Source organism: Deinococcus sedimenti, assembly GCF_014648135.1.
Taxonomy (GTDB): Bacteria; Deinococcota; Deinococci; order Deinococcales; family Deinococcaceae; genus Deinococcus; species Deinococcus sedimenti.
The window spans coordinates 135,555-160,353 of sequence record NZ_BMQN01000002.1 but is presented as its reverse complement, the minus strand read 5'-3'; the positions used below and the strand labels follow the sequence as shown (position 1 = coordinate 160,353).

Annotated in this window: 29 protein-coding genes; 13 read left to right on the top strand and 16 right to left on the bottom strand. The window is 69.8% G+C overall.

All coding sequences use genetic code 11. The annotated features are described in order from the left end of the window. Window positions 1–5 precede the first annotated feature (5 nt). From IEY69_RS07520 to IEY69_RS07500, 5 genes are all read right to left on the bottom strand, one after another. A complete protein-coding gene (locus IEY69_RS07520; protein ID WP_189072533.1) occupies window positions 6–557 on the bottom strand; it encodes a GerMN domain-containing protein in 552 nt (183 codons plus the stop codon). Beyond that, window positions 554–1,936, bottom strand: coding sequence for an N-acetylmuramoyl-L-alanine amidase (locus IEY69_RS07515; RefSeq protein ID WP_229783732.1), 1,383 nt, complete (start codon window positions 1,934–1,936; stop codon window positions 554–556). The genes IEY69_RS07520 and IEY69_RS07515 overlap by 4 nt, the downstream gene beginning before the upstream one ends. Further along, entirely contained in the window at window positions 1,933–2,355 is a 423-nt protein-coding gene (gene smpB, locus IEY69_RS07510) for an SsrA-binding protein SmpB (protein WP_189072532.1), read from the bottom strand. The genes IEY69_RS07515 and smpB overlap by 4 nt, the downstream gene beginning before the upstream one ends. 114 nt (window positions 2,356–2,469) lie before the next feature. Then, on the bottom strand, window positions 2,470–3,180 hold the full coding sequence (locus IEY69_RS07505) for an SDR family oxidoreductase (protein ID WP_189072531.1): 711 nt from the start codon (window positions 3,178–3,180) through the stop codon (window positions 2,470–2,472). 99 nt (window positions 3,181–3,279) lie between these two features. Next, window positions 3,280–3,747 (bottom strand): hypothetical protein, encoded by a 468-nt coding sequence (locus IEY69_RS07500; RefSeq protein ID WP_189072530.1) that lies wholly within the window; start codon window positions 3,745–3,747, stop codon window positions 3,280–3,282. Between the two features lie 104 nt (window positions 3,748–3,851). On the opposite strand from IEY69_RS07500, the gene IEY69_RS07495 reads away from it, so the two are divergent. Further along, on the top strand, window positions 3,852–4,502 hold the full coding sequence (locus IEY69_RS07495; protein ID WP_189072529.1) for a MazG family protein: 651 nt from the start codon (window positions 3,852–3,854) through the stop codon (window positions 4,500–4,502). Then, a complete protein-coding gene (locus tag IEY69_RS07490) occupies window positions 4,499–5,068 on the top strand; it encodes an NUDIX hydrolase (RefSeq protein WP_189072528.1) in 570 nt (189 codons plus the stop codon). Before IEY69_RS07495 ends, IEY69_RS07490 begins: the two co-directional genes overlap by 4 nt. Before the next feature lie 45 nt (window positions 5,069–5,113). Here the strand turns inward: IEY69_RS07490 and IEY69_RS07485 are convergent, their stop codons facing one another. Next, on the bottom strand, window positions 5,114–6,133 hold the full coding sequence (locus tag IEY69_RS07485) for a DUF4384 domain-containing protein (protein WP_189072527.1): 1,020 nt from the start codon (window positions 6,131–6,133) through the stop codon (window positions 5,114–5,116). A gap of 366 nt (window positions 6,134–6,499) precedes the next feature. On the opposite strand from IEY69_RS07485, the gene mqnB reads away from it, so the two are divergent. Continuing rightward, entirely contained in the window at window positions 6,500–7,144 is a 645-nt protein-coding gene (gene mqnB / locus IEY69_RS07480; RefSeq protein ID WP_189072526.1) for a futalosine hydrolase, read from the top strand. Between the two features lie 6 nt (window positions 7,145–7,150). On the opposite strand, the gene IEY69_RS07475 is transcribed toward mqnB, so the two are convergent. Together IEY69_RS07475 and IEY69_RS07470 are read right to left on the bottom strand one after the other, a co-directional pair. Next, entirely contained in the window at window positions 7,151–7,987 is an 837-nt protein-coding gene (locus tag IEY69_RS07475) for a DUF72 domain-containing protein (protein WP_189072525.1), read from the bottom strand. 47 nt (window positions 7,988–8,034) lie between these two features. Continuing rightward, window positions 8,035–8,463 (bottom strand): response regulator, encoded by a 429-nt coding sequence (locus IEY69_RS07470; RefSeq protein WP_189072524.1) that lies wholly within the window; start codon window positions 8,461–8,463, stop codon window positions 8,035–8,037. Window positions 8,464–8,709: 246 nt separating this feature from the next. Here IEY69_RS07470 and hisF point away from each other — a divergent pair, with 246 nt between their 5' ends. Both hisF and hisIE read left to right on the top strand, forming a co-directional pair. Beyond that, window positions 8,710–9,507 carry an imidazole glycerol phosphate synthase subunit HisF gene (hisF, locus tag IEY69_RS07465; RefSeq protein WP_189072523.1) on the top strand — a complete coding sequence of 266 codons (798 nt, stop codon included), beginning with the start codon at window positions 8,710–8,712 and terminating at the stop codon, window positions 9,505–9,507. Window positions 9,508–9,552: 45 nt separating this feature from the next. Further along, on the top strand, window positions 9,553–10,227 hold the full coding sequence (hisIE, locus tag IEY69_RS07460) for a bifunctional phosphoribosyl-AMP cyclohydrolase/phosphoribosyl-ATP diphosphatase HisIE (protein WP_189072522.1): 675 nt from the start codon (window positions 9,553–9,555) through the stop codon (window positions 10,225–10,227). A 69-nt stretch (window positions 10,228–10,296) separates the two neighbouring features. Here the strand turns inward: hisIE and nucS are convergent, their stop codons facing one another. Then, window positions 10,297–11,046, bottom strand: coding sequence for an endonuclease NucS (gene nucS, locus IEY69_RS07455; RefSeq protein ID WP_189072521.1), 750 nt, complete (start codon window positions 11,044–11,046; stop codon window positions 10,297–10,299). 376 nt (window positions 11,047–11,422) lie between these two features. Here nucS and IEY69_RS07450 point away from each other — a divergent pair, with 376 nt between their 5' ends. The 4 genes from IEY69_RS07450 to IEY69_RS07435 all read left to right on the top strand — a co-directional run bounded on the left by IEY69_RS07450 (window position 11,423) and on the right by IEY69_RS07435 (window position 14,588). After that, complete coding sequence (locus IEY69_RS07450; protein WP_189072520.1) at window positions 11,423–12,262, top strand: DUF4394 domain-containing protein; 840 nt, start codon at window positions 11,423–11,425, stop codon at window positions 12,260–12,262. Between the two features lie 242 nt (window positions 12,263–12,504). Next, on the top strand, window positions 12,505–13,329 hold the full coding sequence (locus tag IEY69_RS07445) for a phosphodiesterase (RefSeq protein ID WP_189072519.1): 825 nt from the start codon (window positions 12,505–12,507) through the stop codon (window positions 13,327–13,329). Window positions 13,330–13,365: 36 nt separating this feature from the next. Then, window positions 13,366–13,917 carry a 5-formyltetrahydrofolate cyclo-ligase gene (locus IEY69_RS07440; protein WP_189072518.1) on the top strand — a complete coding sequence of 184 codons (552 nt, stop codon included), beginning with the start codon at window positions 13,366–13,368 and terminating at the stop codon, window positions 13,915–13,917. Further along, the gene (locus tag IEY69_RS07435; protein ID WP_189072517.1) at window positions 13,914–14,588 is read left to right on the top strand and encodes a lysoplasmalogenase family protein; all 675 of its coding nucleotides are present in this window, start codon (window positions 13,914–13,916) and stop codon (window positions 14,586–14,588) included. Before IEY69_RS07440 ends, IEY69_RS07435 begins: the two co-directional genes overlap by 4 nt. Here IEY69_RS07435 and IEY69_RS07430 read toward each other — a convergent pair. The 4 genes from IEY69_RS07430 to IEY69_RS07415 form a co-directional block, all read right to left on the bottom strand. Next, on the bottom strand, window positions 14,572–15,204 hold the full coding sequence (locus IEY69_RS07430; protein WP_189072516.1) for an SDR family NAD(P)-dependent oxidoreductase: 633 nt from the start codon (window positions 15,202–15,204) through the stop codon (window positions 14,572–14,574). The two genes, IEY69_RS07435 and IEY69_RS07430, sit on opposite strands and share 17 nt — an antisense overlap. 71 nt (window positions 15,205–15,275) lie before the next feature. Continuing rightward, a complete protein-coding gene (locus IEY69_RS07425) occupies window positions 15,276–15,728 on the bottom strand; it encodes an SRPBCC domain-containing protein (protein ID WP_189072515.1) in 453 nt (150 codons plus the stop codon). A gap of 81 nt (window positions 15,729–15,809) precedes the next feature. Beyond that, window positions 15,810–16,433: an NUDIX hydrolase gene (locus IEY69_RS07420; protein WP_189072514.1), complete on the bottom strand. Its 624-nt coding sequence runs from the start codon at window positions 16,431–16,433 to the stop codon at window positions 15,810–15,812. 10 nt (window positions 16,434–16,443) lie between these two features. Further along, a complete protein-coding gene (locus tag IEY69_RS07415; RefSeq protein WP_229783730.1) occupies window positions 16,444–17,028 on the bottom strand; it encodes a 2'-5' RNA ligase family protein in 585 nt (194 codons plus the stop codon). Between the two features lie 116 nt (window positions 17,029–17,144). Here IEY69_RS07415 and gcvT point away from each other — a divergent pair, with 116 nt between their 5' ends. The 3 genes from gcvT (at window position 17,145) to gcvP (ending at window position 21,687) form a co-directional block, all read left to right on the top strand. After that, a complete protein-coding gene (gene gcvT, locus IEY69_RS07410; protein WP_189072513.1) occupies window positions 17,145–18,215 on the top strand; it encodes a glycine cleavage system aminomethyltransferase GcvT in 1,071 nt (356 codons plus the stop codon). A 78-nt stretch (window positions 18,216–18,293) separates the two neighbouring features. Next, window positions 18,294–18,656, top strand: a complete 363-nt coding sequence (gcvH, locus tag IEY69_RS07405; RefSeq protein ID WP_119674173.1) for a glycine cleavage system protein GcvH — start codon at window positions 18,294–18,296, stop codon at window positions 18,654–18,656. 178 nt (window positions 18,657–18,834) lie between these two features. After that, window positions 18,835–21,687, top strand: a complete 2,853-nt coding sequence (gene gcvP / locus IEY69_RS07400; protein ID WP_189072512.1) for an aminomethyl-transferring glycine dehydrogenase — start codon at window positions 18,835–18,837, stop codon at window positions 21,685–21,687. A gap of 471 nt (window positions 21,688–22,158) precedes the next feature. Here the strand turns inward: gcvP and IEY69_RS07395 are convergent, their stop codons facing one another. Together IEY69_RS07395 and IEY69_RS07390 are read right to left on the bottom strand one after the other, a co-directional pair. After that, a complete protein-coding gene (locus tag IEY69_RS07395) occupies window positions 22,159–22,914 on the bottom strand; it encodes a sugar nucleotide-binding protein (RefSeq protein ID WP_189072511.1) in 756 nt (251 codons plus the stop codon). Window positions 22,915–22,996: 82 nt separating this feature from the next. After that, the gene (locus IEY69_RS07390) at window positions 22,997–23,563 is read right to left on the bottom strand and encodes a type 1 glutamine amidotransferase domain-containing protein (protein ID WP_189072510.1); all 567 of its coding nucleotides are present in this window, start codon (window positions 23,561–23,563) and stop codon (window positions 22,997–22,999) included. A 133-nt stretch (window positions 23,564–23,696) separates the two neighbouring features. On the opposite strand from IEY69_RS07390, the gene IEY69_RS07385 reads away from it, so the two are divergent. Continuing rightward, a complete protein-coding gene (locus tag IEY69_RS07385; RefSeq protein WP_189072509.1) occupies window positions 23,697–24,071 on the top strand; it encodes a nuclear transport factor 2 family protein in 375 nt (124 codons plus the stop codon). A 99-nt stretch (window positions 24,072–24,170) separates the two neighbouring features. Here IEY69_RS07385 and IEY69_RS07380 read toward each other — a convergent pair whose 3' ends face one another. Then, window positions 24,171–24,485: a cupin domain-containing protein gene (locus tag IEY69_RS07380; protein ID WP_189072508.1), complete on the bottom strand. Its 315-nt coding sequence runs from the start codon at window positions 24,483–24,485 to the stop codon at window positions 24,171–24,173. Window positions 24,486–24,799: the final 314 nt, after the last annotated feature.

Genomic DNA, 24,799 nt, shown 5'->3' with positions numbered 1-24,799 from the left:
GGGCCTTACTGGTCGGCGCAGTCCCCCGCCACGAACGGCTGCGTGAGGTCCATGCGGCCCAGCGCCTCGACGTTCTGCCCGCCCACCAGGAACGTCACGTCCTGGCCTTTCTGTTCGATCAGGGTGCGGGTCAGGGTGCACAGCAGCATGCGTTCGCCGCTGGCGCCGTAGCGCAGTTTGGTGTACGCGTCGGGCAGGTCCACGTAGTAGTGCTGCCCGCGCAGGTACACCTTCGGGGCGGGCGTGCCGGTCGGCACGACCCCCAGGAAGCTCTTGTCGTACGGGCCGCGCGCCCAGACGTCCACGGCGGCCTGCGCGACCGAGCGGGTGTTGGTGCGGCTGACCTGCACGGTGCGGGTCTCGGCTTTCAGGGTCTGCACCTGCGGGTCCGTGAAGTACACCTTGACCTTCAGGGTCTGCCGTTCGGTCAGGTCCAGCCTGGGCGGCTCGGGGGTGGGGGGCGTGCGCTGCACGGCCTGCAGGGCCAGGACGGACGCGGCGAGCAGCGCGGCGGCCACCACGTTGAAGGGGGAGAACAGCTTGCGGGGCACGCTCACGGGGTCACTCCCGGCACGCTGACGTTCGCGTTGTTGTTCGCGCGGGCGGTCAGGTACGTGGCGACCGAGCGGGCCACCGCGACCGAGAGGATCTTCTGCCGCGCGGCGCTGCTGAGCGTGGCGAGGTCCTGCGCGTTGTTCGCCCAGCCGAGTTCCAGCAGCAGCGCGGCCTGCGGGGCCTCGCCGAGGCTCTGCACCCGGCTGATGGTCTGCTGTCCGGCGGTCACGCCGCCGCCCTTGAGTTCCCCGCGCAGCAGTTCGCCCAGGCGGCGGGTGCTGCCGGCCCCGGCCACGATCAGGGCGCTGTAGGGGGCGCTGCTGCCGCCGCGCAGGCTGTTGATCAGCTGACTGCTGGCGCGGCCGGTCTGCTCGTACACGGTCACGCCGCTGCGTTTCGCGCCGGGCAGGCGGCCCAGGTCCAGCGCGAGGTACACGTCGCTCTGGCGGGCCAGGGTCAGGACCTCCTCGCGGTTGAGGTTGGCGCCGCTGCTGCGCGTCACGCGGACCTGCCAGCCCTTCTCGGTCAGCAGCTGCGCGGCCTGCCGGGCGACTTCCAGGGTCACGTCGCTGCTCACGCCCGGCACCACGGCGGGATCTAGGATGATCAGCGGGGCGTTGATGCGCGCCAGGAGTTCCGGCGCGCTGCTGGGCACGCCGGGTCCGGCGTCCACGACGATCCGGATGCCGCTGCCCCGCACGACCTTGAACACGCGGTAGCCGCTGCTGGCCGGGAGGGGCAGCGTGACGGTCAGGTCCGCGCCGCTGCGCGCCACCTCGGCGCTGGGCACGAACGCGCCGCGGGTGGTGTAGCGCCGCGCGTCGCCCTGGAGGCCTTTCAGGGTGAGGATCACGCGGTCGCCGCGCTGCTCGTCCGTGACCTGCACGTCGCGGCTGAGGTCCAGCACGACGCGGTCGGTGTCACGCCCGGCGCGGCTGCTGACGCTGACCAGCTTCGGCGCGGCCAGCGTGAATTTCCCCTGCTCGTACTGGGCGCCCAGCCCGCTGGCGAGCGTGTCGAGCGGCAGGTACAGGTTGCCGTTCACGCGGGTGGCGGTGCGGCCCTGCACGCGGCGCGTGTCGAGCTGCACGGTGTTGAATGAGGTGGTGGCCCGCTGCTGGTCCTCGTCGAGGGGCAGCAGCAGGATGTGCCCCAGCCCGGTCACGCGGATCACGCCGCTGTCCTCGCTGATGCTGAGCAGGCTGCTCAGGTTGCTTTCACTGGCGTACTCGGCGCCGTACAGCTGAATGCTCTGCACCTCGCGCCCGGCGAGGTTCAGGCGGGAAAAGGCGATCTGGGCGCTGGCCAGTCCGATCAGCAGGAGGCTGCCGGCCGCGGCGGCCAGGGCGGTGCGGCGCCCGGCGGGTGCTCGCCACCTCACAGTTCGCGCAGCTCCCGGCGCACGGTCTTCTCGGCCTCGGCGCGGCGCTTGTCGTGCAGTTTCTTGCCGCGCGCCAGCGCCACTTCCACCTTGAAGAACTTCCCCTTCTGGTACAGGCGGGTGGGCACCAGGGTCAGGCCCTTCTGCTCCAGGCCGCGCCTCACCTTGCCGATCTCCTCGCGGTGCAGCAGCAGACGGCGGGTGCGGCGGGGCTCGTGGTTGTTGTACGTCGCTTCCTTGTAGGTCGGGATGTACAGGCCTTCCAGGTTGATGTTGCCGCCCTGCAAGCGGGCGAAGGCGTCGCGGAAGTCCACGCCGCCCGCGCGGATGCTCTTGACTTCACTGCCGGTCAGGCTGATCCCCGCCTCGAAGCGCTCCAGCAGTTCGTACTCGTAATGAGCGCGGCGGTTCGTGTACACCCGCGCATTCTAGCAGCACGCGGAAAAGGCGTTGATGGTGCAGTTGATGATCGAAGGGTGATGGTTGATGGACGGGACGCTGGCCCCCTCCATCAACCATCGACCATCACCCATTTACTTCTTCGGCGGGCGGCTGGGGCGGACTTCCACGCGGCTGGGCAGGGTGCGCTCGGGCATGTGCAGGAGGTCCACGGTGAGCTGCGCGAGGTCCTCGGGCTGGATCTTCCAGGCGTCCTTCTCGGCGTCGGGCGTGTGCCCGCCGAAGTAGGTGGCGACGCTGCCGGGCATGATCTGCGTGACCTTGATGCCCCGGTCGCGCAGGTCGAGGTTCAGGACCTCGCTGAGGCCGTTCAGGCCGAACTTGCTGGCGTTGTACGCGCCGCCGCCCGGCAGGGGGTTCTTCCCGGCGAGGCTGGACAGCGTGAAGATGTACCCGCCGCGTTCCGTCAGGGCGGGAATGGCGGCTTTGACGGTGTAGAACGCGCCGCTGAGGTTCGTGTCGATCATGGCCTGCCACTGCTCGATGCTCAGGTCCGCGACGTTCCCGAAGTGTCCGACGCCCGCGTTCACGAACAGGACGTCCAGGCCGCCGAAGGCCGCGACGTGGGCGTCCACAGCGGCCTGCACGGCCTGCGGATCGCGGACGTCGCAGGCGGCGCCGCGCGTCCCGGCGCCCAGTTCGGCGGCAACCTGCGCGATCTCGTCGGCGTGGCGGCTGGTGATGGTCACGGCGTACCCGTCGGCGATCAGGGCCTGCGCGACGGCGTGCCCGATGCCCTTGCTGGCTCCGGTGATGAAGGCGCTCTTCTGGGGGGTCTGTGTCATGGGCGGCACCCTAACACGCGCCCGCCGGGGCGCAGTGTGAAAAGCAAAGCAGTGTGAAGCCGCCCCGCACGCTGGTGGCGGGGCGGCGGGGTCACGGGTTCAGCGGGGCAGGCGCGTGGCGAGCTGGTCGTACATGTAGTTCACGAATTCCGCGCGGTAGCGCAGCAGCACGCTGATGCCGAAGGTGTCGCTGACGGTCAGCTTCTGGCCCTGTGGCGTCTGGAGTTCCAGGCGGGCGCCCAGTTTGTTCCACGGGACCAGCGCATTGGGCGCGATGAACACCGGGCGCACCTGGATGGCGGTCGCGCTGGGCGCCGCGGCAATCGTCGCCTGCGGGTAGCGGCGTTTCAGGGCGCCGCCGCTGTCGCGCCGCATGGCGGCCAGGATGCTCTGGCGCTGCTCGGCGTTCACGAGGTTCTGGTTGCCCTCGATGACGGGGTCGAGAATCACGTAGGTGGCGGTCGCGAGCTGCTGGGCGCTGGGCGCCTGGGCAGACGCGGCGCCCAGGGTCAGCAGCGGTGCCGTCAGCAGGGTCAGCTGGGCGGCGCGGGTCAGGGTGCGGTTCATGAGGGTCAGTGCATCACACCTTTCCTGACGGGGCGTGAAGCGCGCGTGAGGGCCTGCCGGGGCCCGCGTGGCCCTGCCGCTCACGCGCGCTCTAGAGTGGTGGTATGCAGGACCTCCTCTCGATCATGCGGCGCCTGCGCGCCCCGGACGGCTGCCCCTGGGACCGCGAGCAGACGCACGAGTCCCTGCGTCCCTACCTGCTGGAGGAAGCGGCGGAGGCCGCCGACGCCGTGAGCAGCGCGGACCGCACCGAACTGGCGGACGAGCTGGGGGACGTGCTGCTGCAGGTGGCCTTTCACAGCGTGATCGCCGAGGAGGAGGGGACCTTCGCGTACTTGGATGTCGAGCGCGCCATCGTGGAGAAACTCGTGCGCCGCCACCCGCATGTGTTCGCGGGGGCGAGCGTGAGCGGCAGTGAAGAGGTCGTGACCACCTGGCAGGCGATCAAGGCGGCCGAGCGGGGCGGGCGAGTGCGGCGCCCCGAGGAGCGCGTCCCGGCCGGTCTGGGCGCCCTGGCCCGCGAGGCGAGAACGCAGAAGCTGGCGGGGCACGACAAGGCCGCGCCGGACTCGGCCCGCACGGCTCTTCTGGCAGCCGTGCAGGGAGCGGCGGATTCAGCGGACGGGGTGGCGGCCGTGCTCGCAGCTGCCGTGGTGTGGGCGCGGGCGGCGGGCGTGGAGCCAGAACTGGCGTTGCGCGAGCGGACGCTGACCACCCTGCGGGGCCTGCCGGACGACGCGGGTCTGCCGTCATGACGGACCCACTGGACGCGGTGACCGCTGACCCGTGGGCGGCCTGGCTGGGCGAACGGGAGCGCCGCGCGCTGCACCTGCCGGAGTACCGGCGCGCAGCGGTCCTGGTGGGCCTGACACGCGAGGTGGACGCCCGGGTACTGCTCACGGTGCGCTCAGCGGACCTGCCCACCCACAAGGGGCAGATCAGCTTTCCGGGTGGCAGCCTGGAACCCGGCGAGGATCCGGTGCAGGCGGCGCTGCGCGAGGCGTTCGAGGAGGTGGGGCTGGACCCCGCTCAGGTGACGGTGCTGGGCGAGCTGGACGACGTGTTCACGCCGATCGGGTTTCACGTGACGCCGGTGCTGGCCCGCCTGCCCGCGCAGCCTGCCCTGACCCTGTCGGGCGAGGTGGCGCAGCTGCTGCTGCCGACCCTGTCGGAGTTGCGCGCCACGCCCGTGACCCGGGAGACCCGCACCCTGCCGGACGGCACGCGGGTGCCGCTGTACCGGTATCCCTGGCAGGGGCACGACATCTGGGGGATGACGGCGCGGGTGCTGCACGACCTGCTGCGCGACGGCCCGGCATGACAAACCCCCACCCGTGGTGAGTGGGGGGAGCAACCGGGGTGGGGCTCAGCGGGTGGGGGTGATGGTGATCTGGCCGTTCTTCGTGATGTTGTAGTTGCTCACGAAGGTGCGGTAGCCGGGGGCGATCATCACGATCTCGTGGTTGCCGCCGCTGACTTCCAGTTCCAGGCCGCCGTTGCGGATGGTGCCGGCTTCCTGGCCATCCACGAACACGCGGGCGCCACTGACGGTGCTGCGGATCGCGACGGTGAAGTCGGAGCGCACGGGGGCGGGGGCCACGGCCTGCGCGAACTCGACGTTCACGTTGGTGGTGCTGCCGCCCTTGATGGCGACGGTGGTGGTGAAGTCACGGTAGCCGGGGGCCTGCACGCGGATGGGGTAGCTGCCGGCCTTCAGGTTGCTGTAGGTGACGTTCGCTCCGCCCAGACGCTGGCCGTTCAGGATGACGGTCGCGTTGTTGACGTTGGTGCCGACGAACAGGCTGCCGGTGCTGATGGGCGTGCGGCCGGCCACGGTGTAGAAGGCGGTGTCGCTGACCCAGCTGTTCTGGGGCAGGGGGTTCACGACAATGCTCAGCGCCTGGGCGAGGCCCGCCTGGTTCTTGGCGCTGACGGTGGCGAACTGATCCTGCGCCGTCTTGAAGGAGCTGATCTGGTCGAGGTTCAGCGGGGTCAGGCTGGCCAGGGCCAGGACCTTGTTCTGGCCGATGGGGCCGGCAACCGTGAAGTTGAACTTGTCGTCGGGGGCGGGGAACACCTTGGTGGTGTTGGCCTTGACGAGGTTGCTGTCGCTCAGGCGGTTGGGCAGGATCTGATCGACGCTGCCGTCGGGGTTGACGTTGAACAGGTACACGTACGCGTCACGGTTGACGGTGGTGCTGATGCTGATCTTGTCGCTCACGCGGTACGCGGGGTTCTGGTTGCCGCTGGTGTCCTTGTCGACGCGCACGCTGACGCTCAGGTCGGGCTGCGTGGGGTTGACGATGATGCTCTGGGCGCTGATTTTCGGGGCAGCGGCGGCGGTGCTCAGGAGCATCGCGGCCGGGATCAGAAGAAGTTTGTTCATGTGGTACCTCCGCTGATGAGCCTAAGGCGGGGCAGATGACGCGCCGTGAGTGGGCCCACCAGCAACGTTAATGGTGGTTCAGCCCTCAGTCAGCTTGCCATCCGGAGGGTGAGTCCCAGAGGAGCCCGGGCGCGGCCCAGTGGGCGTTCACACTGTGATCCAGTTCCGACAGATGAAGAATTCTTAATGTATGATCAGCTGATCATCACCTCTGGAGGTTCAGTCATGACCGCACTGCTTCGCCGACTGTTTGGCCGTCCCCGCCTCGTCGCCCCCCCGGCCGCGCCACGCCGGCCGATCTCTGAACTGGACCTCCTGCGCGCCCTGGGCTGCGACGAGTGACCTCCCGTGCCCTAGCCTGAGGGCATGACTGCTTCACCCCTGATCGTCGTCGCCACGCCGGCCGAGGCCGAGCACCTGACCGACCTTCCGGCCCGCATCGTGGTGAGCGGCGTGGGCCCGGTCGCCGGGGCGCTGGCCACCCAGCGCGCCCTGGCAAGTGCCCCGGCCGACCTGGTGATCAGCGCCGGGATCGGCGGCGCCTACCCCGGCAGCGGACTACAACCCGGGGACCTGGCGGTATCCAGCGTGGTGGTGCAGGCGGACCTGGGCGCCTGGGACGGAGCGACCTTCCTGCCGCTGACCTTACTGGGCCTGTCGGTCCGGCCCGACAGGCCTCAGGACGCCGTCTTTCCCGCCTGGGACCGGGCCGCGCAGGTGGCGACCCGCGCGGGGGCCCGGCTGGGCCCGGCCCTGACGCTGTGTGGCGTGACGGGCAGCGAGACCCAGGCACAGGCCCTTGCCACCCGCTATCCCGGCGCCCTGTGCGAGGGCATGGAGGGAGCCGGCATCGCGCACGCGGCGCTGCTGGCCGGCGTGCCGGTCCTGGAAATCCGCGGAATCAGCAATCCGGTCGGTCCGAGGGACCGCCAGGCGTGGCGCCTGCCCGAGGCGCTGGCCGCCACGCGCCGGGGCGTTCAGGCTGCACTGACGGAACTGGCCGCACGGTAGGGCGGGTCACAGCAGGCGGCCGTCGTCCGGGAAGTCCAGCGGGTCGGGGGCCTCCACCGGCACGCCGTGGGCGTTCAGGGCGTCGCGCAGCATGGGGATGTTCTTCAGCGCGTGCCCCTGGGTGGTGTTCTCGAAGAATACGTACAGTTCACTCAGGTCGTCCGTGACCAGGGCGATCTTCTGCGCCCACTCGTCCATCTCGGCGCGCGTATAGCGGTAGTCGTGACGTTCGGCGGCACTCTGTCCGTCCCACCAGTTCGCGGCGTTGCGGCCGTGCAGCCGCAGGTACCCGACGTCCGCCGTGACGTGTAGCTGCGGTTCCGGCAGGCCTCCGGCCGGGGGGTAGTCCGGGCTGACCCAGATCACGCCCCGCTCGGCCATACCCTGGCGGACGTCGGGCAGGTCCCAGCCCTCGTGCCGCATCTCGACGGCCAGTTCGTGCCCGGCGAAGCGTTCGGTGAGCATCTGCAGGTAGCGGCGGTTGGCGGGCGTGCGGTGGAACGAATACGGGAACTGCGCCAGATACGGGCCGAGCACACCGGCCTCGCGCAGGGGTTCGGGGCTCTGGAGCATGCGGTCGAAGTCCGCGTCGGTGGGCGCGCGGTCGTGGGTGAACACCCGGTGGAGTTTCACGGTGAACCGGACCTGACCGGCGCTGCGGCGCACCATGCCGCCGAAGGCCTTGATGCCCGGGATGGCGTAGAACGAGGAATTCAGTTCGGCCGCGTCGAAGTGCCGGGCGTAGGTGGCCAGGTAATCGTCCTTGCGGACGCCGTCGTAGAGGAGGCCGGGGGCGGCCCAGTCGTCGTTGCTGTAGCCGCCGCAGCCGATGTACACGCGCATGCCTGCCAGGGTAGCGTCCGGTGCGGCGGGGCTTCTTGGCGCAACCTTCAGTTGGTGCGGGGCGGGCGGTTCAGGGCGGTCCAGAAGGCCTGGATGGTGCGCAGCGCCTCGCGGAACTGCGTGAAGTCCAGCGGTTTGACCACGTAGGCGCTGGCGCCGTGAGCGTACGATTCGCGGATGTCGCGGCTTTCGCCGCTGGTGGTGAGCATCACGACCGGGATGCCCTCCAGGCCAGTCTCGGCACGGATGGCGTCCAGAACGGCCAGACCGTCCATCTGGGGCATCTTCAGGTCCAGCAGGATCAGGTCCGGCAGCTGGCCCTGGTCACGGGCGGCGCGCAGCAGGTGCAGGGCTTCGGTGCCGCTGCTGGCGACGCTGACTTCGGCGTCCCCGGCAGAGACGTCGTCCAGTGCGGTCAGGGCGAGTTCCACATCATTGGGGTTGTCGTCGACGATCAGGATCCTGCGGTCGTTCACGTGGCCTCCCGGTGGGGTGAGGTCGTCTGGCGGGCAGAGGTGGGGCGGACCGCCCCGGCAATGACCCGTAGTGTACCAAAGATGATGAGCCTCGCCTAAACCTGATTTAACGTGAGGTGCTGTGGCCGTCCCGCGCCCTTCACGCCGCGCCGGGTGGAGGCGACAGGACCGTGAAGGGCTCAGAGGCGCCCCCCACGCTGGGCAGGTTCCGGACGCGCCCACACGGCAGCGCGTAGACTGCGCGCCATGTTGACCAAGCGCATCATTCCCTGCCTGGACGTCCAGAACGGCCGGGTGGTGAAAAACGTCCGGTTCTTCGAGAACCACCGCGACGCCGGGGACCCCCTGGTCCTCGCGCAGGCCTACGAGGCCCAGCAGGCCGACGAACTGGTCTTCTACGACATCACCGCCACCCACGAGGGCCGCAGCCTGATGCTGGACGTCGCCGCCCGGGTCGCCGAGCAGGTCATGATGCCCCTCACCATCGGCGGCGGCGTGAACGCCCTGACCGACTTCCGGCAGCTGCTGCTGGCCGGCGCGGACAAGATCAGCGTCAACAGCGGCGCCCTGAGCCGCCCCGAACTGATCCGCGAGGCCAGCGACCACTACGGCGCGCAGTGCGTAATGCTCAGCATCGACGCCAAACGCCGCGAAGGCGGCGGCTGGAACGTGTTCCGCGCGGGCGGCCGCGTGGACACGGGCCTGGACCTGATCGAGTGGGCCACCCGCGGTCAGGCGCTCGGCGCGGGCGAGATCTGCCTGAACGTCATGGACGCCGACGGCACCAAAGGCGGCTTCGCGCTGGACGCCACCCGCGCCGTGGCGCGCGCCGTGGACCTGCCCGTCATCGCGTCCGGCGGCGCCGGAAAGCTGGAGGACTTCCGGGACGTCCTTCTAAGCGGCGACCTGGGCGGCAATGCCGACGCCGCGCTGGCCGCCAGCGTCTTCCACTTCGGTGAACTGACCGTCCCGCAGGTCAAGGCGTACCTGAAAGCCGAGGGGCTGCCCGTGCGGCCCGACTGGCACGACACCCTGCCCCGCTGACCGCGACCCCCGACACCTCCACCCTGGCCTCCGGAGGGGCCTGACATGACTTCCGCCACTCCTCTTTCCCTGGACTCCCTGAAATTCGACGCCCAGACCGGCCTGATCCCGGTCGTCACGCAGGACGCCCGCAGCGGCGCCGTCCTGATGCAGGCCTGGGCCGACCGCGCCGCCGTCGCCCGCACCCTGGACACCCGCGAGGCCACCTACTGGTCCCGCTCCCGCGCCGAGCAGTGGGTCAAGGGCGCCACCAGCGGCCACACCCAGCAGGTCGTGGACGTGCAGGCCGACTGCGACGGCGACAGCCTGCTGTACCGCGTGGTGCAGACCGGCCCCGCCTGCCACACCGGCGCGTACTCCTGTTACCACCAGCCCCTCCTGACCACCGACGCCCCCCAGGCCGGACTGGACGGCACGCTGGACCGCGTGTACGCCACCATCACCGAACGCCTCGCGACCCTGCCCGAGAACAGCTACGTGGCCCGCCTGCACGCCGGGGGCCTGGACCGCGTCCTGAAGAAGATCAGCGAGGAAAGCGGCGAGGTCCTGCTGGCCGCGAAGAACGCCGACCGCGCCGAACTCGCCACCGAGGTCGCCGACCTGCTCTTCCACACCCTGTTCGCCATGGCCGAGGTCGGCGTCAGTCCCGCCGACGTCGCCGCCGTCCTCCAGGAACGCGAGGGGCGCACCGGACTCAAGGGACCCAAAGAGGTGGGATGACGGGTGTGGGTTGTCGGTTGTGGGGTTGAGCTTTTCCCACAGCCCACAACCCACGTCCCACAACCATCCTCAGAACAGCATCGGCTGGCGCGCTTCCTCCTGCACCTGGGGAAGCGCGTCGACCTTCACGTATTCCAGTCCGGTGCCCTGCGCGACTTTCAGGGCGGGGACGGTGATGTCCGGCGCGGCGAGGATGCCACGCACCGGTCCCGTCACCTGAGTGCGCACCGCATCCACGTAACGGCCCAGCTGGTGCACGGCGTCGTGCCCGGCCTTGCCGCGCTTGAGTTCCACGACCACGAAGCGGCCCTGGCTGTCGCGGGCGTACAGGTCAATGCCGCCCACCCCGACGAGCAATTCGCGGTCCAGGACCGTCAGGCCGTCCTCGATCAGGTGCGGCGCGCGGGCGAGGGCCTGCTGCATCTGCGCCTCGCTGCCCTGCAGGAGGAACAGGGCCTCGTCGGCGAGGTTCAGCGCCGTGACCTGCGCGCAGCCGATCACCCGCACCCGCACGACCTCGGCGGGACTGCGGCGCTCGGCGTGCAGGACCACGCATCCGTCCTCCAGGTCCGCGGAGAGGTGATCGGTGCGCGGCTGCCAGTTCACGGGCTTCACGCCGCGCGGCCCGTGGACCTGCAACGACCCGTCGGGTTTGACGAGCAGCAGACGGTCACCGGCCTCGGCCATGCTGGTCGCCCGCCCGGCGTACAGCACCTCGACCTCACCGGCCAGGTGAAGGGTCACGCGGGCGTGCAGGTGGGCGCGCAGGAACGCCAGCAGGGCTTCGGGGGCAGGGTGGGTCAGGGACTCGATCAGCATGGTCGGGTGCGCGGTGGGCGCGGCGCAGCATAGCGCCTCTGATGCGGACTCCTCCCTGAATGGTTTGCTGAACCCGTTCAATACAGGCGGATGCGAGTGGGAGAAGAGCGGGGGCCGGGCGTGGAGTTGGCCACCCGGTGAAATTCCAGGTTGCTAGTGAACCAGACAGACTTCGTATGAGACGCCACCCGCCCAGCGGACCGCTCACCCAGGCCCACCCGGCCATGAAGAAAACGTGAATGCCCGATGTGATCCGCAGAGGCGGCCGTCGCATACCACTGAGTACAAGCCCAGATCGTCTGGGTCCAGATCGTCTGGGTCCAGATCGTCTGGGTGTCGAGCCCATCTGCCGCCCCTGTTCCTCCGGAGGTCCCCCATGAAACACGTTGCCCTGCTGGCCCTGTCCGCCCTGACCCTCGCCTCCTGCAACATGACCCGCCCGCCCGCCGACCCGCAGGGACAGGTCACGTACGGCCTGGGCAGCGGCATGCTGTACACCTTCGGCCTGGACAACCCCCAGGCCAGTCTGCGCGGCATGGCCATCACGGGCCTGACCGCCGGAGACGCCCTGGTGGACCTGGACGTCCGCAACACCGACGGCGGCCTGTACGGCGTGAGCACCAGCGGCCGGGTGTACATGATCAACCCATCCACGGGCGCCGCCACGCTGGACAGCACGATCACCCTGGCGGGCGCCACCGTCATGGCCGCCGACTTCAACCCCGCCGCGAATCGCCTGCGGGTCCTGGGCTCCATGGACATGAACTACCGCCACACCGTGACGGCCGCTCCCGTCCCCGCCACGACCGGCACGACCGCCGACGGCACCTTCGCGTACGCCCCGACTGACGTGAACGTGGCCGCGAACCCGAACCTGGTCGCTGCGGCCTACACCAATTCATTCAATGACACGGGCAAGGCCAACTCCGGGCAGCCCACCGCGCTGTACACGGTGGACGCCGACCTGAACACCCTGGTTCTGAACACGGTGTCGCCCCAGTTCAATGCGCTGACCACCGTCGGCGCGCTGGGCGTGGACGTCATGGCCGGCAAGACCGGCTTCGATGTGGCCGGAGCGGGCACGGCGGTCCTCAGCAGCGGGGGCGCCACGACCACCACGCTGTACACCGTGGACCTGAGCACCGGCAAAGTCACGCAGAAGGGCACCGTGAACACCGTGCTGAGCAGCGTCGCCCTGAAACTCGCCACGCCCTGATCTCAGCGGCAGGGGCCGACGGGACACCCGTGTCCTGACGATGAGAGTGTTGCAGCACAGCCGATTCAGCGCAGGGGCTGGCCGGGGTGACCCCCTGGTCCGCTCCCGCCTGCTGCGTCCAGGCCCCACCCCCCCAGCCCCTTCCTCATGAAGGATGACGCACGGCCTTGCGCTCAACTCTGCACCTCTGCTGGGCTCAGGAGGTGCACACTGGTGAGGACTCGTCACGGGAGGTCAGGGGCATGCAGGTGATTCAGCTCAGCGATCCGCACATCGACCACCGCTTTCCCCAGAAGGCGGCGGCGTTCGCGCGGGCGGTCGCGCACGTGAATACCATGCCCGTGCTCCCGGACGCCGTGATTCTCACGGGGGACTGCACCGAGCACGCCCGTGCCGACGAGTACGCGCTGTTCCGCGATCTGCTGGGCGCCCTCCGTGTACCGGTTTTCCTGGTGCCCGGCAATCACGACGACCGCGCCGCGCTGCTGGAGCTGTTCCCACCGCCGCCCACGCGGCTGCCGGACTTCATGCAGTACGCCGTGGAGGACTTCCCGCTGCGCCTGATCGGGCTGGACACCCAGCGCCCCGGTCACGGGGGCGGGCAGCTGGACCGGGAGCGGCTGGACTGGCTGGAGGCGCGGCTGCGCGAGGCGCCCGAGCGGCCCACGCTGCTGTTCATGCACCACCCCCCGGTGCGGACCGGGCTGGACGTCATGGACGGCATGGACCTGCGGGGGCGTGAGGCGCTGTGCGACCTGCTGCTGGAGCACCCGCAGGTGCTGCGCGTCGCCGCCGGGCACCTGCACATGAACCTCACGGCGCGCTTCGCGCACACGACGGTCATGACCTGCCCCGGCACGGACGCCACGCTGAACCCGGACCTGAACCGCGCCGCGCAGCTGGTCGTGCAGCGCCAGCCGCCCATGTGCCTGCTGCACCACTGGACGCCCGAGACGGGCCTGAACACCTTCACGCAGGTGATCGAACCCGCCCCGTGGCACACGCTGTTCGACGGGCAGGCGTGGCATGACTTCGAGCGGCCCAACGGCGCGCACCACCCCCACTGACGGTCGCTCCCGCGTCCGGCTGGCATAGTGTCGGGCGTGGCTGCCGTCCTCTCCCCCGATGCCTCCAAGTCCGAGTGGCGTGCCTGGGCGCGTGCGGTGCGCGCCGGGCTGCCCGACGTCTCCGCGCCGGTCACGGCGACCCTGCGCGACCTCCTGACGGGACTGGGGGCGCGGCGGGTGCTGGCGTACCGCGCGCTGAGCGGCGAGCCGGACGTGAGCGGCCTGAGCGTTGATTTCGAGCTGCTGGCCCCCCGCGCCCGCTTCCGGCCCGAGCCGAGGTTGACGCTGCACCCCTGGCACACCGCGACGGAGGTCAGTCGCTTCGGGGCGCTGCAACCCCCAGCCGACGCGCCGCAGGTTCCGCTGGAGACGGTGGACGCGATCCTGCTGCCGGGGCTGGCCTTCGACCATGCGGGCGTGCGCCTGGGCTACGGCGGCGGGTTCTACGACCGCCTGCTGCCCGCGTTCCGGGGCGTGACGGTCGGCGTGATCCAGCACGCACTGCTCGTGCCGGAACTGCCGCGCGACCCGCACGACGGCCCCGCGCGGTGGCTCGTCACCGAACGCGGCGCGACGGAGGTCCGGTGAAGGCGTTCCGGGCGGCGGCCACCGCGACCGTCCTGGCCGGGATGCTCGACCGGCCGCGCCCCCACCAGATCGCGGAGGCAGCCATGGTCGCCACGCTGGCCGCCGAGGTCGCCCGAGAGGCGCCGGGGCGGGACGCGCGGGACACCCTCACCCTGCTGCTGTCGCTGGGGGCCGCCGGGCTGGGCGGCGTGACCATCGCCCGCTCCACGCACCAGCCGGACCCGCGCGGGAACCCCGGCGCGTTCCGGGGCGGCGCGGCGTGGTACGCGCTGGCGCAACTCCTGACCGTCACGCTGCTGTGGCGGCGCGGCGCGCGGCCCCACACCGGACACTGGCCCGCACGCGGGGCCGGGCTGCTGCTCGGCGCGGGCCTGCTGATCCGGCACGACCCCGAAAGCCTGCCGGTCCTGAGCGGGTACGGGGCGCTGCTGAACCTCATGGCGCTGCTGGCCGCCGACCCCCGACTGGCCCGCGCGCACCCCGACGCGGCGCGCCTGCTGCGGCGGGGCGGGTGGATGTTCGTCGCGTCGGACCTGCTGATCCTCGTCCGCCGCTACCTGCTGCGGGACCGGCTGAGCCGCGCCCTGACCGAGGGCGTCATGCTCGCGCTGTACGCCGGGGCGCAACGGAACCTCACACGGGGCCTGATGCTGCTTACCCGTCGATCCTGAGTTCCGCCTGCGCCTCGCCCGCACGGTCCGCGACGATCGCGCGCGCCACCGCATCCGGCCCGAGCGCGCCGCGCGGCACGCGGCCCACCTGCGCCCACAGGCCCGTCTCCACGGCGGGCGGCAACACCAGCGTGATCCCGACGCCCCGGTGCTCCAGCCGCGCGACCTCCGCCGCGCGGGCCAGCGCCGCCTTGCTCGCCGCGTACTGACTGAAGCCCCGCGCGGTCACCAGTTCCGGCCGGGCGCCCAGCAGGTACACCCGCCCGCCCGGCGCGAGCCGCCCCAGCCCGTGCTTCAGCGTCCACAGCGCCCCGAAGTAGTTCGCGTTCCACACGCCCCGGACGTGCGTGGGGTCCGCGTCCCGCAGCGGCTCGGGGTGCGCCGCGCCCGCCGCGTACACCAGCGTGTCCAGCTCCGGCGCGCCCTCCAGCAGCGTGCGGACGTGACTCTCGAACCCCACGTCCGCCGCGCGGCCCGTCGCGCCCAGTTCTGAAGCCAGCGCCGCCAGTCGCGTCTCGTCCCGCCCGGAGAGGGTCAGCGTGTGCCCAGCCGCCGCGAAAGCCCGCGCCGTCGCCGCGCCGATCCCGCCCGTCGCGCCCAGAATCAGGGTATTCATGCCGGTAGTAAGCACCCCCCCGCGCGCCGGGACCGTCGCCAGGAACACCGAACCCGCCCGGCAACCGTCCCTCAGGCAGGCGACAGGTGATCCCGCATGGCCCGCGCCTGCGCCTCGAACCCCACCTGCACCCAGCGCACGGGCACCAGCGACGCCGCCGGGCCGTGAAAGACCTCCTCGGTGGCGTAGGCCGTGTCGCCATTCGGCAGTTGCCGCAGCGTCTGCACCCGCTCCGACCGCAGCAGGCCCCAGCGGGCCAGCGGACTGTCGTACCGCCACGCGACCAGCGCCGCGCCGCCCGCCGGAGGCTGCACGCGCGTGACCTGCTCATCGGAGTGCATGAACCGACCCTCGCGCCAGGGCAGTTTGAATCGCATCCGCACCCCCTCAGCCGCACGTTCAGCCCCCGTGACCTCCACCACGAACGGATTCCAGCTTCCATACGCGCTGAAGTCGACCAGCAGGTCGAAGACCCGCTCCAGGGGGGCCTGCACGGTGATCTCGGTCCGGGCGACACGGGGCATGAGAGCGAGTCTACCGGGTGGCACAACCCCGCTGAACCGGGACGGACCGCGCTGTTCAGCTCAGGTGAACCGGCATCAGCCTCAGTCGCAGTGCACGGCGCTGTGCGGGTCTCGCGCCAGCGCCACCACGCGCTGCACCTGATCCGGCAGGTTGCGCGGCAGGCTCAGGGGCGGCAGGGCGTCCACGGGGTAGAAGGCGCTGTCCAACGTCTCCAGGTTCTCCGCGTGCGCCGCGTCCTCCGCGCCGGTCAGGTCGCACTGCACGAACAGCTTGTACACCGCCCACAGGTCCGGCGGGTGCGGATGCTGCGCCTTGTCCATCACGGCCAGCAGCCGCGCGGCGCGCACGGTGCGCCCGGTCTCCTCGTGAACCTCGCGCACGGCGATCTGGGTGGGGCTCTCGCCGGGGTCGGCCCAGCCGCCGGGGAGGCTCCACGCGCCGTCGCTGCGTTCACGGGTCAGCAGGACCTCGCCCGCCGCGTTCAGCACGACGGCCCGCACGTCCACCTTTGGCGTCAGGTACCCCTCCTCTGCGCGCAGCAGCCCGGTGACGGTAGCGGGGCTCTGCCCGGTCTGCTCGGCCAGCAGTTCGGCGGTCAGGTCCCGCAGGCGCGCGAAGCGGGTCAGGTCGAACGGATCGCGGGAGTACGTGAGGCCCTCCTGGGCGATGGCCTGAAGTTCCCGGAGCTGCGCGAGGGTCGGCATGCCCGCCACTCTACGGGTCGGCCGTACCGCCCAGCGTCCACCCTTCGACGGGCTGGTACGCCCCGCCGGGTCCGGGCTTGCGCATCCAGACGAGGTCCGTGGCGGTGAACGTCAGCGGCTGCGGGAACGCCTGCCGCGCGGCGTCCAGCAGGGCGTGCAGGTTCACGTCCCGCCGCCCGAGGGCCAGCGTGAGGTGCGGGGTCATGTGCGGCCCCTCGTACCCGAAGCGGCGCGCGGGGCGCAGGGCGTCCAGCAGGGCGAGGTGCAACTGCACGGCAGCGGAACTGCGGGCGGGCAGGTGCAGGGCGCTGCCGTTCGGGAACACGCGCGGCGCGAGGAGTTCGACTGGGACGGGCGGGGTCGCCGCCGCCACTGCCGGGATGAGGTCCAGCCAGTGCAGGTCGTCGTTCAGGCCACTGCGGGCCTTCACGGTGACGTGCGGGACCGCCGCCGCATCGCGCACGCCGCGGGCTTCCCGGAACGCCACGATCCGGGCCTCGATCTCCGGTGGGGGCCGCAGCGCCAGCAGGTGCGACGGGCTCACGGGGCGGGCAGACGGGAAGAAACTGACGGGGTGGTCATCCCAGCGCAGCACCCTGGTTTTTCAGCCTGTGGAACGCTCTTTTTCCCGGTCGCCATGCTCCAGCGTACACCCCCCGGGCGTCCAGACGGCCCGGACGCTCTGGGGGTGGGTCGGCTACAGTTTCAGGTGTGAACCAGTCCCCCACCGAGCCGCTGAAGCGGACGCCCCTGCATGCCGCGCACCTGCGCGCCGGAGCCCGAATGGTGCCCTTCGGCGGGTGGGACATGCCCGTGCAGTACGCGGGCGTGAAAGCCGAACACGACGCCGTCCGCAACGCCGCCGGTGTGTTCGACGTGTCCCACATGGGCGAATTCCGCGTGCAGGGTGCGGGTGCGCTGGCATTCCTGCAACACGTCACCACCAACGACGTCAGCAAACTCAAGCCCGGCCGCGCGCAGTACAACTGGCTGCCCGGCGTCTCAGGCGGACTGGTGGACGACATCTACATCTACATGGTCGCGCCGGACGAGTACCTGACGGTCGTGAACGCCAGCAACATCGCCAAGGACTGGGCGCACCTCCAGCAGCACACCGAGGGTTTCGACGTGACCCTGACCGACGAGAGCGACCGCTGGGGCCTCCTCGCCGTGCAGGGACCCCAGACCGAGAGCCTGCTGCAACCCCACACCGACACCGACCTGAGCGCCAAGAAGAAGAACGCCTTCTTCCCCGCCAAACTGTTCGGCTTCGACGTCATGCTGGCCCGCACCGGGTACACCGGCGAGGACGGCTTCGAGGTCTTCACGGACGCCAGCGAGGCCGAGACCGTCTGGGACAAACTCCTGGCCGTGGGCTTCACGCCCGCCGGGCTGGGCGCGCGCGACACCCTGCGCCTCGAAGCGGGCTTCCCCCTCTACGGGCACGAATTCAGCGACACCATCCACCCGCTGAGCAGCACGTACAGCTGGGTCGTGAAGGACAAAACCCACGTCGGCCACGAACACATCCGCACGGCCCCCACCCAGACCCTCGTCGGCCTGAAGCTGGACCGCGTGCCCGTCCGCGAAGGCTACCCCGTCAAGATCGGCGGCGAAGTCGTCGGGCACGTCACCAGCGGCACCAGCAGCCCCACCTTCGGGCACCCCATCGCCATGGCCCTCGTGAACGCCGAGCACGCCACCCTCGACATCTTCGACGTCGAGGTGCGCGGCAAGGACCACCCCGCCACCCGCGTCCAACTGCCGTTTTACAAACGGTGATGGCCCATCGTTGATAGTAGAAAGAACCGATCCATCACCCATCACCCATTCACCATCAACCCTCCGGAGGAGCACCCCATGACTACCACCCCCACCGAACTGAAGTACGCCGCCTCCCACGAATGGCTCGCCGCTGACGGCACCGTCGGCATCACCGACTTCGCGCAGGACCAGCTGGGCGACGTCGTGTACGTCGAACTGCCCGAAGTGGGCCGCGTCGTCGAAGCGGGCGAAACCATCGCCGTCGTCGAGAGCGTCAAGACCGCCTCTGACATCTACGCGCCGGCCAGCGGCACCATCACCGCCGTGAACGACGCCCTGAGCGGCACGCCCGAACTCGTCAACAGCGCCCCCTACGAGGGCGGCTGGCTGTTCAAACTCGACGTGACCGGCGAGGGCGACCTGATGGACGCCGCCGCGTACGAAGCCGCGAACAACTGACCCCCCAGCGGGCCGCGCGTTCCCGCAGCACCCCCTCCCCAGCCCTCCCCCCTGAACGGGGAGGGAGCCCACAGAGGCTCACACGTCTGACTCCTTCCGCCTGACCGGGGGGAGGTCGGGAAGGGGTGAGCCGCAGCGCCGCCATGCCCCCCCGACGCCCCACCCCCAGGAGTACTTCATGACCCGTTCCCTGACTGATCTGCTGCAGACCGCTGATTTCCTCGACCGTCACGTCGGCCCGACCGAGGCCGAACAGGCCGCCATGATGGCGGAGCTGGGCGTGGGGAGCCTGGATGAACTGAGTGACACGACGCTGCCCGAAAGCATCCGCTTCACGGGGGACCTGAACGTGGGCGGCCCGGTCACGGAAGCGCAGGCGCTGGCCGACCTGAAGGCGGTCGCGGCGAAGAACAAGGTGTTCCGCAGTTACATCGGCATGGGGTACAGCGGGACGCACACGCCGGGCGTGATCCTGCGGAACATGCTGGAGAACCCCGGCTGGTACACCGCGTACACGCCGTACCAGGCGGAGATCAGCCAGGGTCGTCTGGAGATGCTGCTGAACTTCCAGCAGGCGATCATGGACCTGACCGCCATGCCCGTCTGCAACGCCAGCCTGCTGGACGAGGCGACCGCCGCCGCCGAGGCCATGACCCTCGCCAAGCGCGCGGGCAAGAGCAAGGGCAACACGCTGTACGTGGCGCAGGACGTGCACCCGCAGACCATCGACGTGATCCGCACCCGCGCGGAGTACTTCGGGTACGACATCGTCACCGGACCCGCCGACGCCGAACTGCCCGAAGGCACCTTCGCGGCGCTGGTGCAGACGCCCGGCACGTACGGCGACCTGCACGACCTCTCCCCCATCGCCGAACGCGTGCACGCCAGCGGCGGGCTGCTGATCGCCGCGACGGACCTCCTCGCCAGTGCCCTCGTGAAACCCGTCGGTGAGATGGGCGCGGACATCGTCATCGGCAGTGCGCAGCGCTTCGGCGTGCCGATGGGCTTCGGCGGGCCGCACGCGGCGTTCCTGGCGTGCCGCAGCGACTTCCAGCGCAGCATGCCCGGCCGCGTGATCGGCGTCAGCAAGGACGTCAAGGGTCGCCCCGCGCTGCGCATGGCGATGCAGACGCGCGAGCAGCACATCCGCCGCGAGAAGGCCACCAGCAACATCTGCACCGCGCAGGCCCTCCTGGCGAACATGGCCGCCGCGTACGCCGTCTACCACGGCCCCAAAGGCATCCGCACGATTGCCGAGCGCACGCACCGGATGACCGGCATCCTGGCCGCCGCGATGGGTGACGCGGGCCTGAACGTCAGCAGCAGCTTCTTCGACACCGTCACCTTCGACGGGGACAGCGCCGCCATCCGCTCCCGCGCCGAAGGGAAAGGCATCAACCTCCGCTACGGGGAGGGCCGCGTCAGCGTCAGCCTGGACGAGACGGTCACCGTGGCCGACCTCGCGGACATCATCGAGGTCATCACGGGCCGCGCCGCCGACGTGCTGGCCCTGGACGCTCAGGCTGTGGATGGCATTCCCGCCCACCTGAAGCGCACCAGCGAGTACCTCTCGCACCCGGTGTTCAACACGCATCACAGCGAGCACGGCATGCTGCGGTACCTGAAGAGCCTGGAGAACAAGGATTACAGCCTGACGCACGGCATGATCCCGCTGGGCAGCTGCACCATGAAACTGAACGCCACCACGGAAATGATTCCCGTGACGTGGCCCGAGTTCGGCCAGCTGCACCCCTTCGCGCCCAAGGATCAGACCGAAGGGTACGCCGAGATGCTGGCGGAACTGGAGGGATGGCTGGCGGACATCACCGGGTACGACGCCGTGAGCCTCCAGCCGAACAGCGGCGCGCAGGGTGAGTACGCGGGTCTGCTGGTCATCCGCAAGTACCACGAGAGTCGCGGCGAGGCGCACCGCAACATCTGCCTGATTCCCGCCAGCGCGCACGGCACGAACCCCGCGAGTGCGGCCATGATGGGCATGCAGGTCGTCGTCGTGAAGACCGACGCGGACGGCAACATCGACATGGACGACCTGAAAGCCCAGGCGGAGAAGCACAGCGAGAACCTGGGCGCGCTGATGATCACGTACCCCAGCACGCACGGCGTGTACGAGGAACGCGTCATGGAAGCGTGCGAACTGATCCACCAGCACGGCGGGCAGGTGTACCTGGACGGCGCGAACATGAACGCCCAGGTCGGCCTGACCAAACCAGGACTGATCGGCAGCGACGTTTCTCACCTGAACCTGCACAAGACCTTCGCCATTCCCCACGGGGGCGGCGGCCCCGGCATGGGCCCCATCGGCGTGAAGGCGCACCTCGCCCCGTTCCTCCCGAACCACGCCGTGCGCCCCACCAGCGACAGCAGCACGGGAGCCGTCAGCGCCGCCCCGTACGGCAGCGCCAGCATCCTCCCCATCAGCTACCTGTACATCCGCCTGCTCGGCGCACGCGGCCTGAAAGTCGCCACGCAGGTCGCCCTGCTGAACGCCAACTACATCGCCCACCACCTCAAAGGCGCGTTCCCCGTCCTCTACACCGGCCGGAACGACCGCGTCGCGCACGAGTGCATCATCGACCTGCGCCCCCTCAAGGCTGCCAGTGGCATCAGTGAGGAGGACGTCGCCAAGCGCCTCATGGACTACGGATTCCACGCGCCCACCATGAGCTTCCCCGTGCCCGGCACGCTGATGATCGAACCGACCGAGAGTGAACCCAAAGCGGAACTCGACCGGTTCATCCAGGCGATGCTCGGCATTCGCCGCGAGATTCAGGACGTGCAGGACGACCTGATCACCGCCGCCGACAGCCCGCTGAAGCACGCGCCCCACACCCAGGCCGACCTGATCGACATGGACTGGAACCGCGCGTACAGCCGCGAAACCGCCGCCTACCCCACCCCCACGCAGAAGCAGTGGAAATACTGGCCCAGCGTCAACCGCGTGGACAACGTCTACGGCGACAGAAACTTCGTGTGCAGCTGCCCACCCGTTGAGGACTACATCGAGGCGTAAGCCCGAAGCGTAAGTGAATCAGCGAGCCTCCCTGTCCGGGAGGCTTTCTGCTGTTCTGCGTCACGTCCTCACTACTGGAGGAATGCCAGCCCCGAGCCGTCGTGCGCGAAGCGCGCGGGCCTTCCAATGGGGTCGGCAGGATGGCGTCGAGGCCAGACACGTCACCGCCCATTGCAGCGACGACGCGGCAGTAGAAACTCTTGCCGAGCGCAGCGACTGCTCCCCCTGCCCCTCTGGGGTAGGGGGCTGGGGGGTGGGGCAGCACCCAGACAGACAAAATCGGCAGGCAAAAAAAATTCCGCCTTCTTTGGCGGTGTTAAAAGTAGGATACCCCGATATGCAGACGGTGTCAATGAGCGACTCTGGATTTCGATTCTGCCGTCTGGAACAGCATTTCAAGCTGAGAGACTTCGGCAGGTTCTGAATAGTCGGGCCAGCAACCACTCACTCCTGACCCGACCTCTCCCCTGTTCAGTTCAGCCCGAGGCGTTCTCGCAGGCTGGGCAGGCGGGTGGTGGCGTCCATCAGCCGCTGGTCGTGCGTGTAGTCGTCTGTCTCCTCGACCACCCAGTCGCGGTTCAGGTATCGGGCGAGGCCGCGCACGAGTTCCGGGAAGGTCAGGGCGTCGTGGGCGTTGCTGTCCAGGTGGACGGTGCCGGTGGTGCCGTCCTGCGCGAGGGCTGCGAGGGCGTTGGCGGTGTCGGTCATGGAGGAGGTGGCGGGGGTCCAGTGGCGGCTGGCGCGGATAACGCCGTGCTGGTCGTGTTGCGCCTGGAGTTGCTGGGTCATGTTGTTGCCGGTGGCGGTGGGGTGGATCTGCCAGCCGATGCGGGCAATGACGGCGCGGGGGTGGGCGGTGCGGATGGTCTGTTCGGTGCGGGCTTTCAGCTGTCCGTAGTCGTCCTGCGCGGTGGTGGGGTCGCCGGGGTGGTGTGGGCCGTCTGGGTGGTGGTCGAAGACCATGGCGGTGCTGGTGAACACGAACGGCAGGTCGTGCGTGTGGGCGTGCGTGGCGAGGGCGTGTGCCCAGGCTTCGCTGCCCAGGGCGAGGTGCAGGATGCCCTGCGGGTTCACAGCGTTCAGGTAGGCGTGGGCGGCGGGGCTGTCGTCGGCGGGGGTGGCGTGGCGGTCCCAGCCGGTGACGGTGTGCCCCTGCGTTTGCAGAGCGTGGGCGACGTGCGGGGCGAGGGTGCCGGTCAGGCCGGTGACGAGCCAGGGTCGGGTCATGGGGTGCAGTGTACGGACAGGGCTGGGCAAACAGGGTGGGGGCCGCGCCCCCTTGTGGAGAGCGGCCCCATCTAGGTCCTGCTCAGCGCTTGCTGCTGTGGTCGCCTTCCTGGAATTCTTCGATCATCTTGGCGGTGAAGGCGGGGATGTCGTCCGGGTTGCGGCTGGTGACGATGCCCCGGTCCACGACGACCTGTTCGTCGACCCAGTCGGCTCCGGTCAGGCACAGTTCGTGTTTCAGGCTGGGCCAGCTGGTCATGCGGAGGCCTTTGCTGATGCCGGTTTCGCTGAGGCTCCAGGGGCCGTGGCAGATGGCGGCGATGGGTGCGCCGTGGTCGTAGAACGCGCGGACGAACTTCATGGCGTACGCGTCCAGGCGGAGTTTGTCGGGGTTGACGGTGCCGCCGGGCAGCAGGAGGCCGTCGTAGTCGCTGGGGTTGGCTTGCGTGACGGTGTGGTCGACGTCGTATTTGTCCTGGGGTTCGAGGTCGCCTTTCATGCTCTGGATCTGCCCGGGTTTGAGGCTGATGAGGTGCGTGGTGGCTCCGGCGGCTTCCAGGGCTTCGCGGGGTTTCACGAGTTCGACCTGTTCGACGCCGTCGGCGGCGAGGATGGCGATGGTTTTGCCTTTGAGGGGTTGGTCGGTCATGCGTTCAGCGTGCCGTGTGGGTGGGCGTGGGGCGTGATGGGGGTCTGAAGGGGCGTTGAGCGGGGGTTGAGGGGGGCTTGAGTTGGTGTGGGTTCATGCCTTGCGGGGTGGGTGGGCGTGGTGGTGTGGGGGCATGACATTGACTGAGGAGTTCGCGAGGGAGTTGCGGGTGGCGGAGGAGTCCGGGGACGTGTCGGGGTTGCTGGCCCTGCACGCGGGGGACGTGACGTTGCGGAACCTGACGCAGCAGACGTGGGAGGGCATTGCGGGTGCGCGGGCGTTCTGGGAGGCGTACCTGGGGAGTTTCGAGGTGGTGCGCAGTGAGTTCACCCGTGTGCAGGAGGTGGGGGGTCTGGGTGTGCTGGAGTGGGTGGCGTCGGGTCGCCTGCCAGGTGGTCGGGAGTTCTCGTACCGGGGCGTGAGCCTGCTGGACGTGCAGGGTGGGAAGGTGGGGGCGTTCCGGACGTATTACGACAGTGCGGCGTTCGTGGTGGCGACCCCCGCCTGACCATCGAGTGAAGAACGCGCCCGCCCCGGCACAGAGGCCTGGGGCGGGCAGTCGTTGTCCCCCTCCGCTGGGGAGAGGGACTCGCAGGGTGCGGGGTGCTTACTTGTCCGTGCCGGGGGTGTTCACTTCGACGGCGGTGAGGGTCTCGGTGATGCGGTACGTGTGGGGGGCGTTGGCGGGTACGCAGTAGGAGTCGCCGGGGCGCAGGGTGATGGTTTCGCCGTTCACGGTGAGGTCCATCTGCCCTTCGGTGACGTACCCGAGGGTTTCGTAGGGGTTGCTGCTCTCAGGTTTGGCGCCTGCGGGTTCTTCGCGGTGCCACAGGCGCATGCTGCTCTGCTGGCCTTTGATGAGGTGGTGCTCGCCGTCTTTGCCGTGGGTGGTGTCGCTCTGGCTGACCTTGTATTGGCTCATGCGGTTCAGCGTGCGCCGCGTGGGTGGGTGCGGGCGTGATGGACGCCTGAAGGTGGGTTCACGCGGAGTTGGCCGGAACTTGAGGCGAGAGGTTCGCTCCGCCCGTGGTTCTACTTCTCCCCCGCGAGGCGGGAGGCCGGGCGGCGCGTCGGTTTTACTCCTCCCCCTTGAGGGGGGAGGCCGGGTGGGGGTGTCCACGGGCCCCGCCCGTCTCTTTTTCCCCGCGTGCGCCTGTGCTCGCGTCATGCCTTCCGCGTGTGTCGGCGTCCTGTCGTGCGCCTGCCTGTGCCGGGTGTCGTGGGTGGGTCGTGCGG

What these genes read in the sequence shown, in the direction of transcription:
- IEY69_RS07505 (WP_189072531.1), bottom strand. Translation starts at nt 3,180, where the DNA reads ATGACACAGACCCCCCAGAAGAGCGCCTTCATCACCGGAGCCAGCAAG.
- IEY69_RS07500 (WP_189072530.1), bottom strand. Translation starts at nt 3,747, where the DNA reads ATGAACCGCACCCTGACCCGCGCCGCCCAGCTGACCCTGCTGACGGCA.
- IEY69_RS07495 (WP_189072529.1), top strand. Translation starts at nt 3,852, where the DNA reads ATGCAGGACCTCCTCTCGATCATGCGGCGCCTGCGCGCCCCGGACGGC.
- IEY69_RS07490 (WP_189072528.1), top strand. Translation starts at nt 4,499, where the DNA reads ATGACGGACCCACTGGACGCGGTGACCGCTGACCCGTGGGCGGCCTGG.
- IEY69_RS07485 (WP_189072527.1), bottom strand. Translation starts at nt 6,133, where the DNA reads ATGAACAAACTTCTTCTGATCCCGGCCGCGATGCTCCTGAGCACCGCC.
- mqnB (WP_189072526.1), top strand. Translation starts at nt 6,500, where the DNA reads ATGACTGCTTCACCCCTGATCGTCGTCGCCACGCCGGCCGAGGCCGAG.
- IEY69_RS07475 (WP_189072525.1), bottom strand. Translation starts at nt 7,987, where the DNA reads ATGCGCGTGTACATCGGCTGCGGCGGCTACAGCAACGACGACTGGGCC.
- hisF (WP_189072523.1), top strand. Translation starts at nt 8,710, where the DNA reads ATGTTGACCAAGCGCATCATTCCCTGCCTGGACGTCCAGAACGGCCGG.
- hisIE (WP_189072522.1), top strand. Translation starts at nt 9,553, where the DNA reads ATGACTTCCGCCACTCCTCTTTCCCTGGACTCCCTGAAATTCGACGCC.
- nucS (WP_189072521.1), bottom strand. Translation starts at nt 11,046, where the DNA reads ATGCTGATCGAGTCCCTGACCCACCCTGCCCCCGAAGCCCTGCTGGCG.
- IEY69_RS07450 (WP_189072520.1), top strand. Translation starts at nt 11,423, where the DNA reads ATGAAACACGTTGCCCTGCTGGCCCTGTCCGCCCTGACCCTCGCCTCC.
- IEY69_RS07445 (WP_189072519.1), top strand. Translation starts at nt 12,505, where the DNA reads ATGCAGGTGATTCAGCTCAGCGATCCGCACATCGACCACCGCTTTCCC.
- IEY69_RS07430 (WP_189072516.1), bottom strand. Translation starts at nt 15,204, where the DNA reads ATGAATACCCTGATTCTGGGCGCGACGGGCGGGATCGGCGCGGCGACG.
- IEY69_RS07425 (WP_189072515.1), bottom strand. Translation starts at nt 15,728, where the DNA reads ATGCCCCGTGTCGCCCGGACCGAGATCACCGTGCAGGCCCCCCTGGAG.
- IEY69_RS07420 (WP_189072514.1), bottom strand. Translation starts at nt 16,433, where the DNA reads ATGCCGACCCTCGCGCAGCTCCGGGAACTTCAGGCCATCGCCCAGGAG.
- gcvH (WP_119674173.1), top strand. Translation starts at nt 18,294, where the DNA reads ATGACTACCACCCCCACCGAACTGAAGTACGCCGCCTCCCACGAATGG.
- gcvP (WP_189072512.1), top strand. Translation starts at nt 18,835, where the DNA reads ATGACCCGTTCCCTGACTGATCTGCTGCAGACCGCTGATTTCCTCGAC.
- IEY69_RS07395 (WP_189072511.1), bottom strand. Translation starts at nt 22,914, where the DNA reads ATGACCCGACCCTGGCTCGTCACCGGCCTGACCGGCACCCTCGCCCCG.
- IEY69_RS07390 (WP_189072510.1), bottom strand. Translation starts at nt 23,563, where the DNA reads ATGACCGACCAACCCCTCAAAGGCAAAACCATCGCCATCCTCGCCGCC.
- IEY69_RS07385 (WP_189072509.1), top strand. Translation starts at nt 23,697, where the DNA reads ATGACATTGACTGAGGAGTTCGCGAGGGAGTTGCGGGTGGCGGAGGAG.
- IEY69_RS07380 (WP_189072508.1), bottom strand. Translation starts at nt 24,485, where the DNA reads ATGAGCCAATACAAGGTCAGCCAGAGCGACACCACCCACGGCAAAGAC.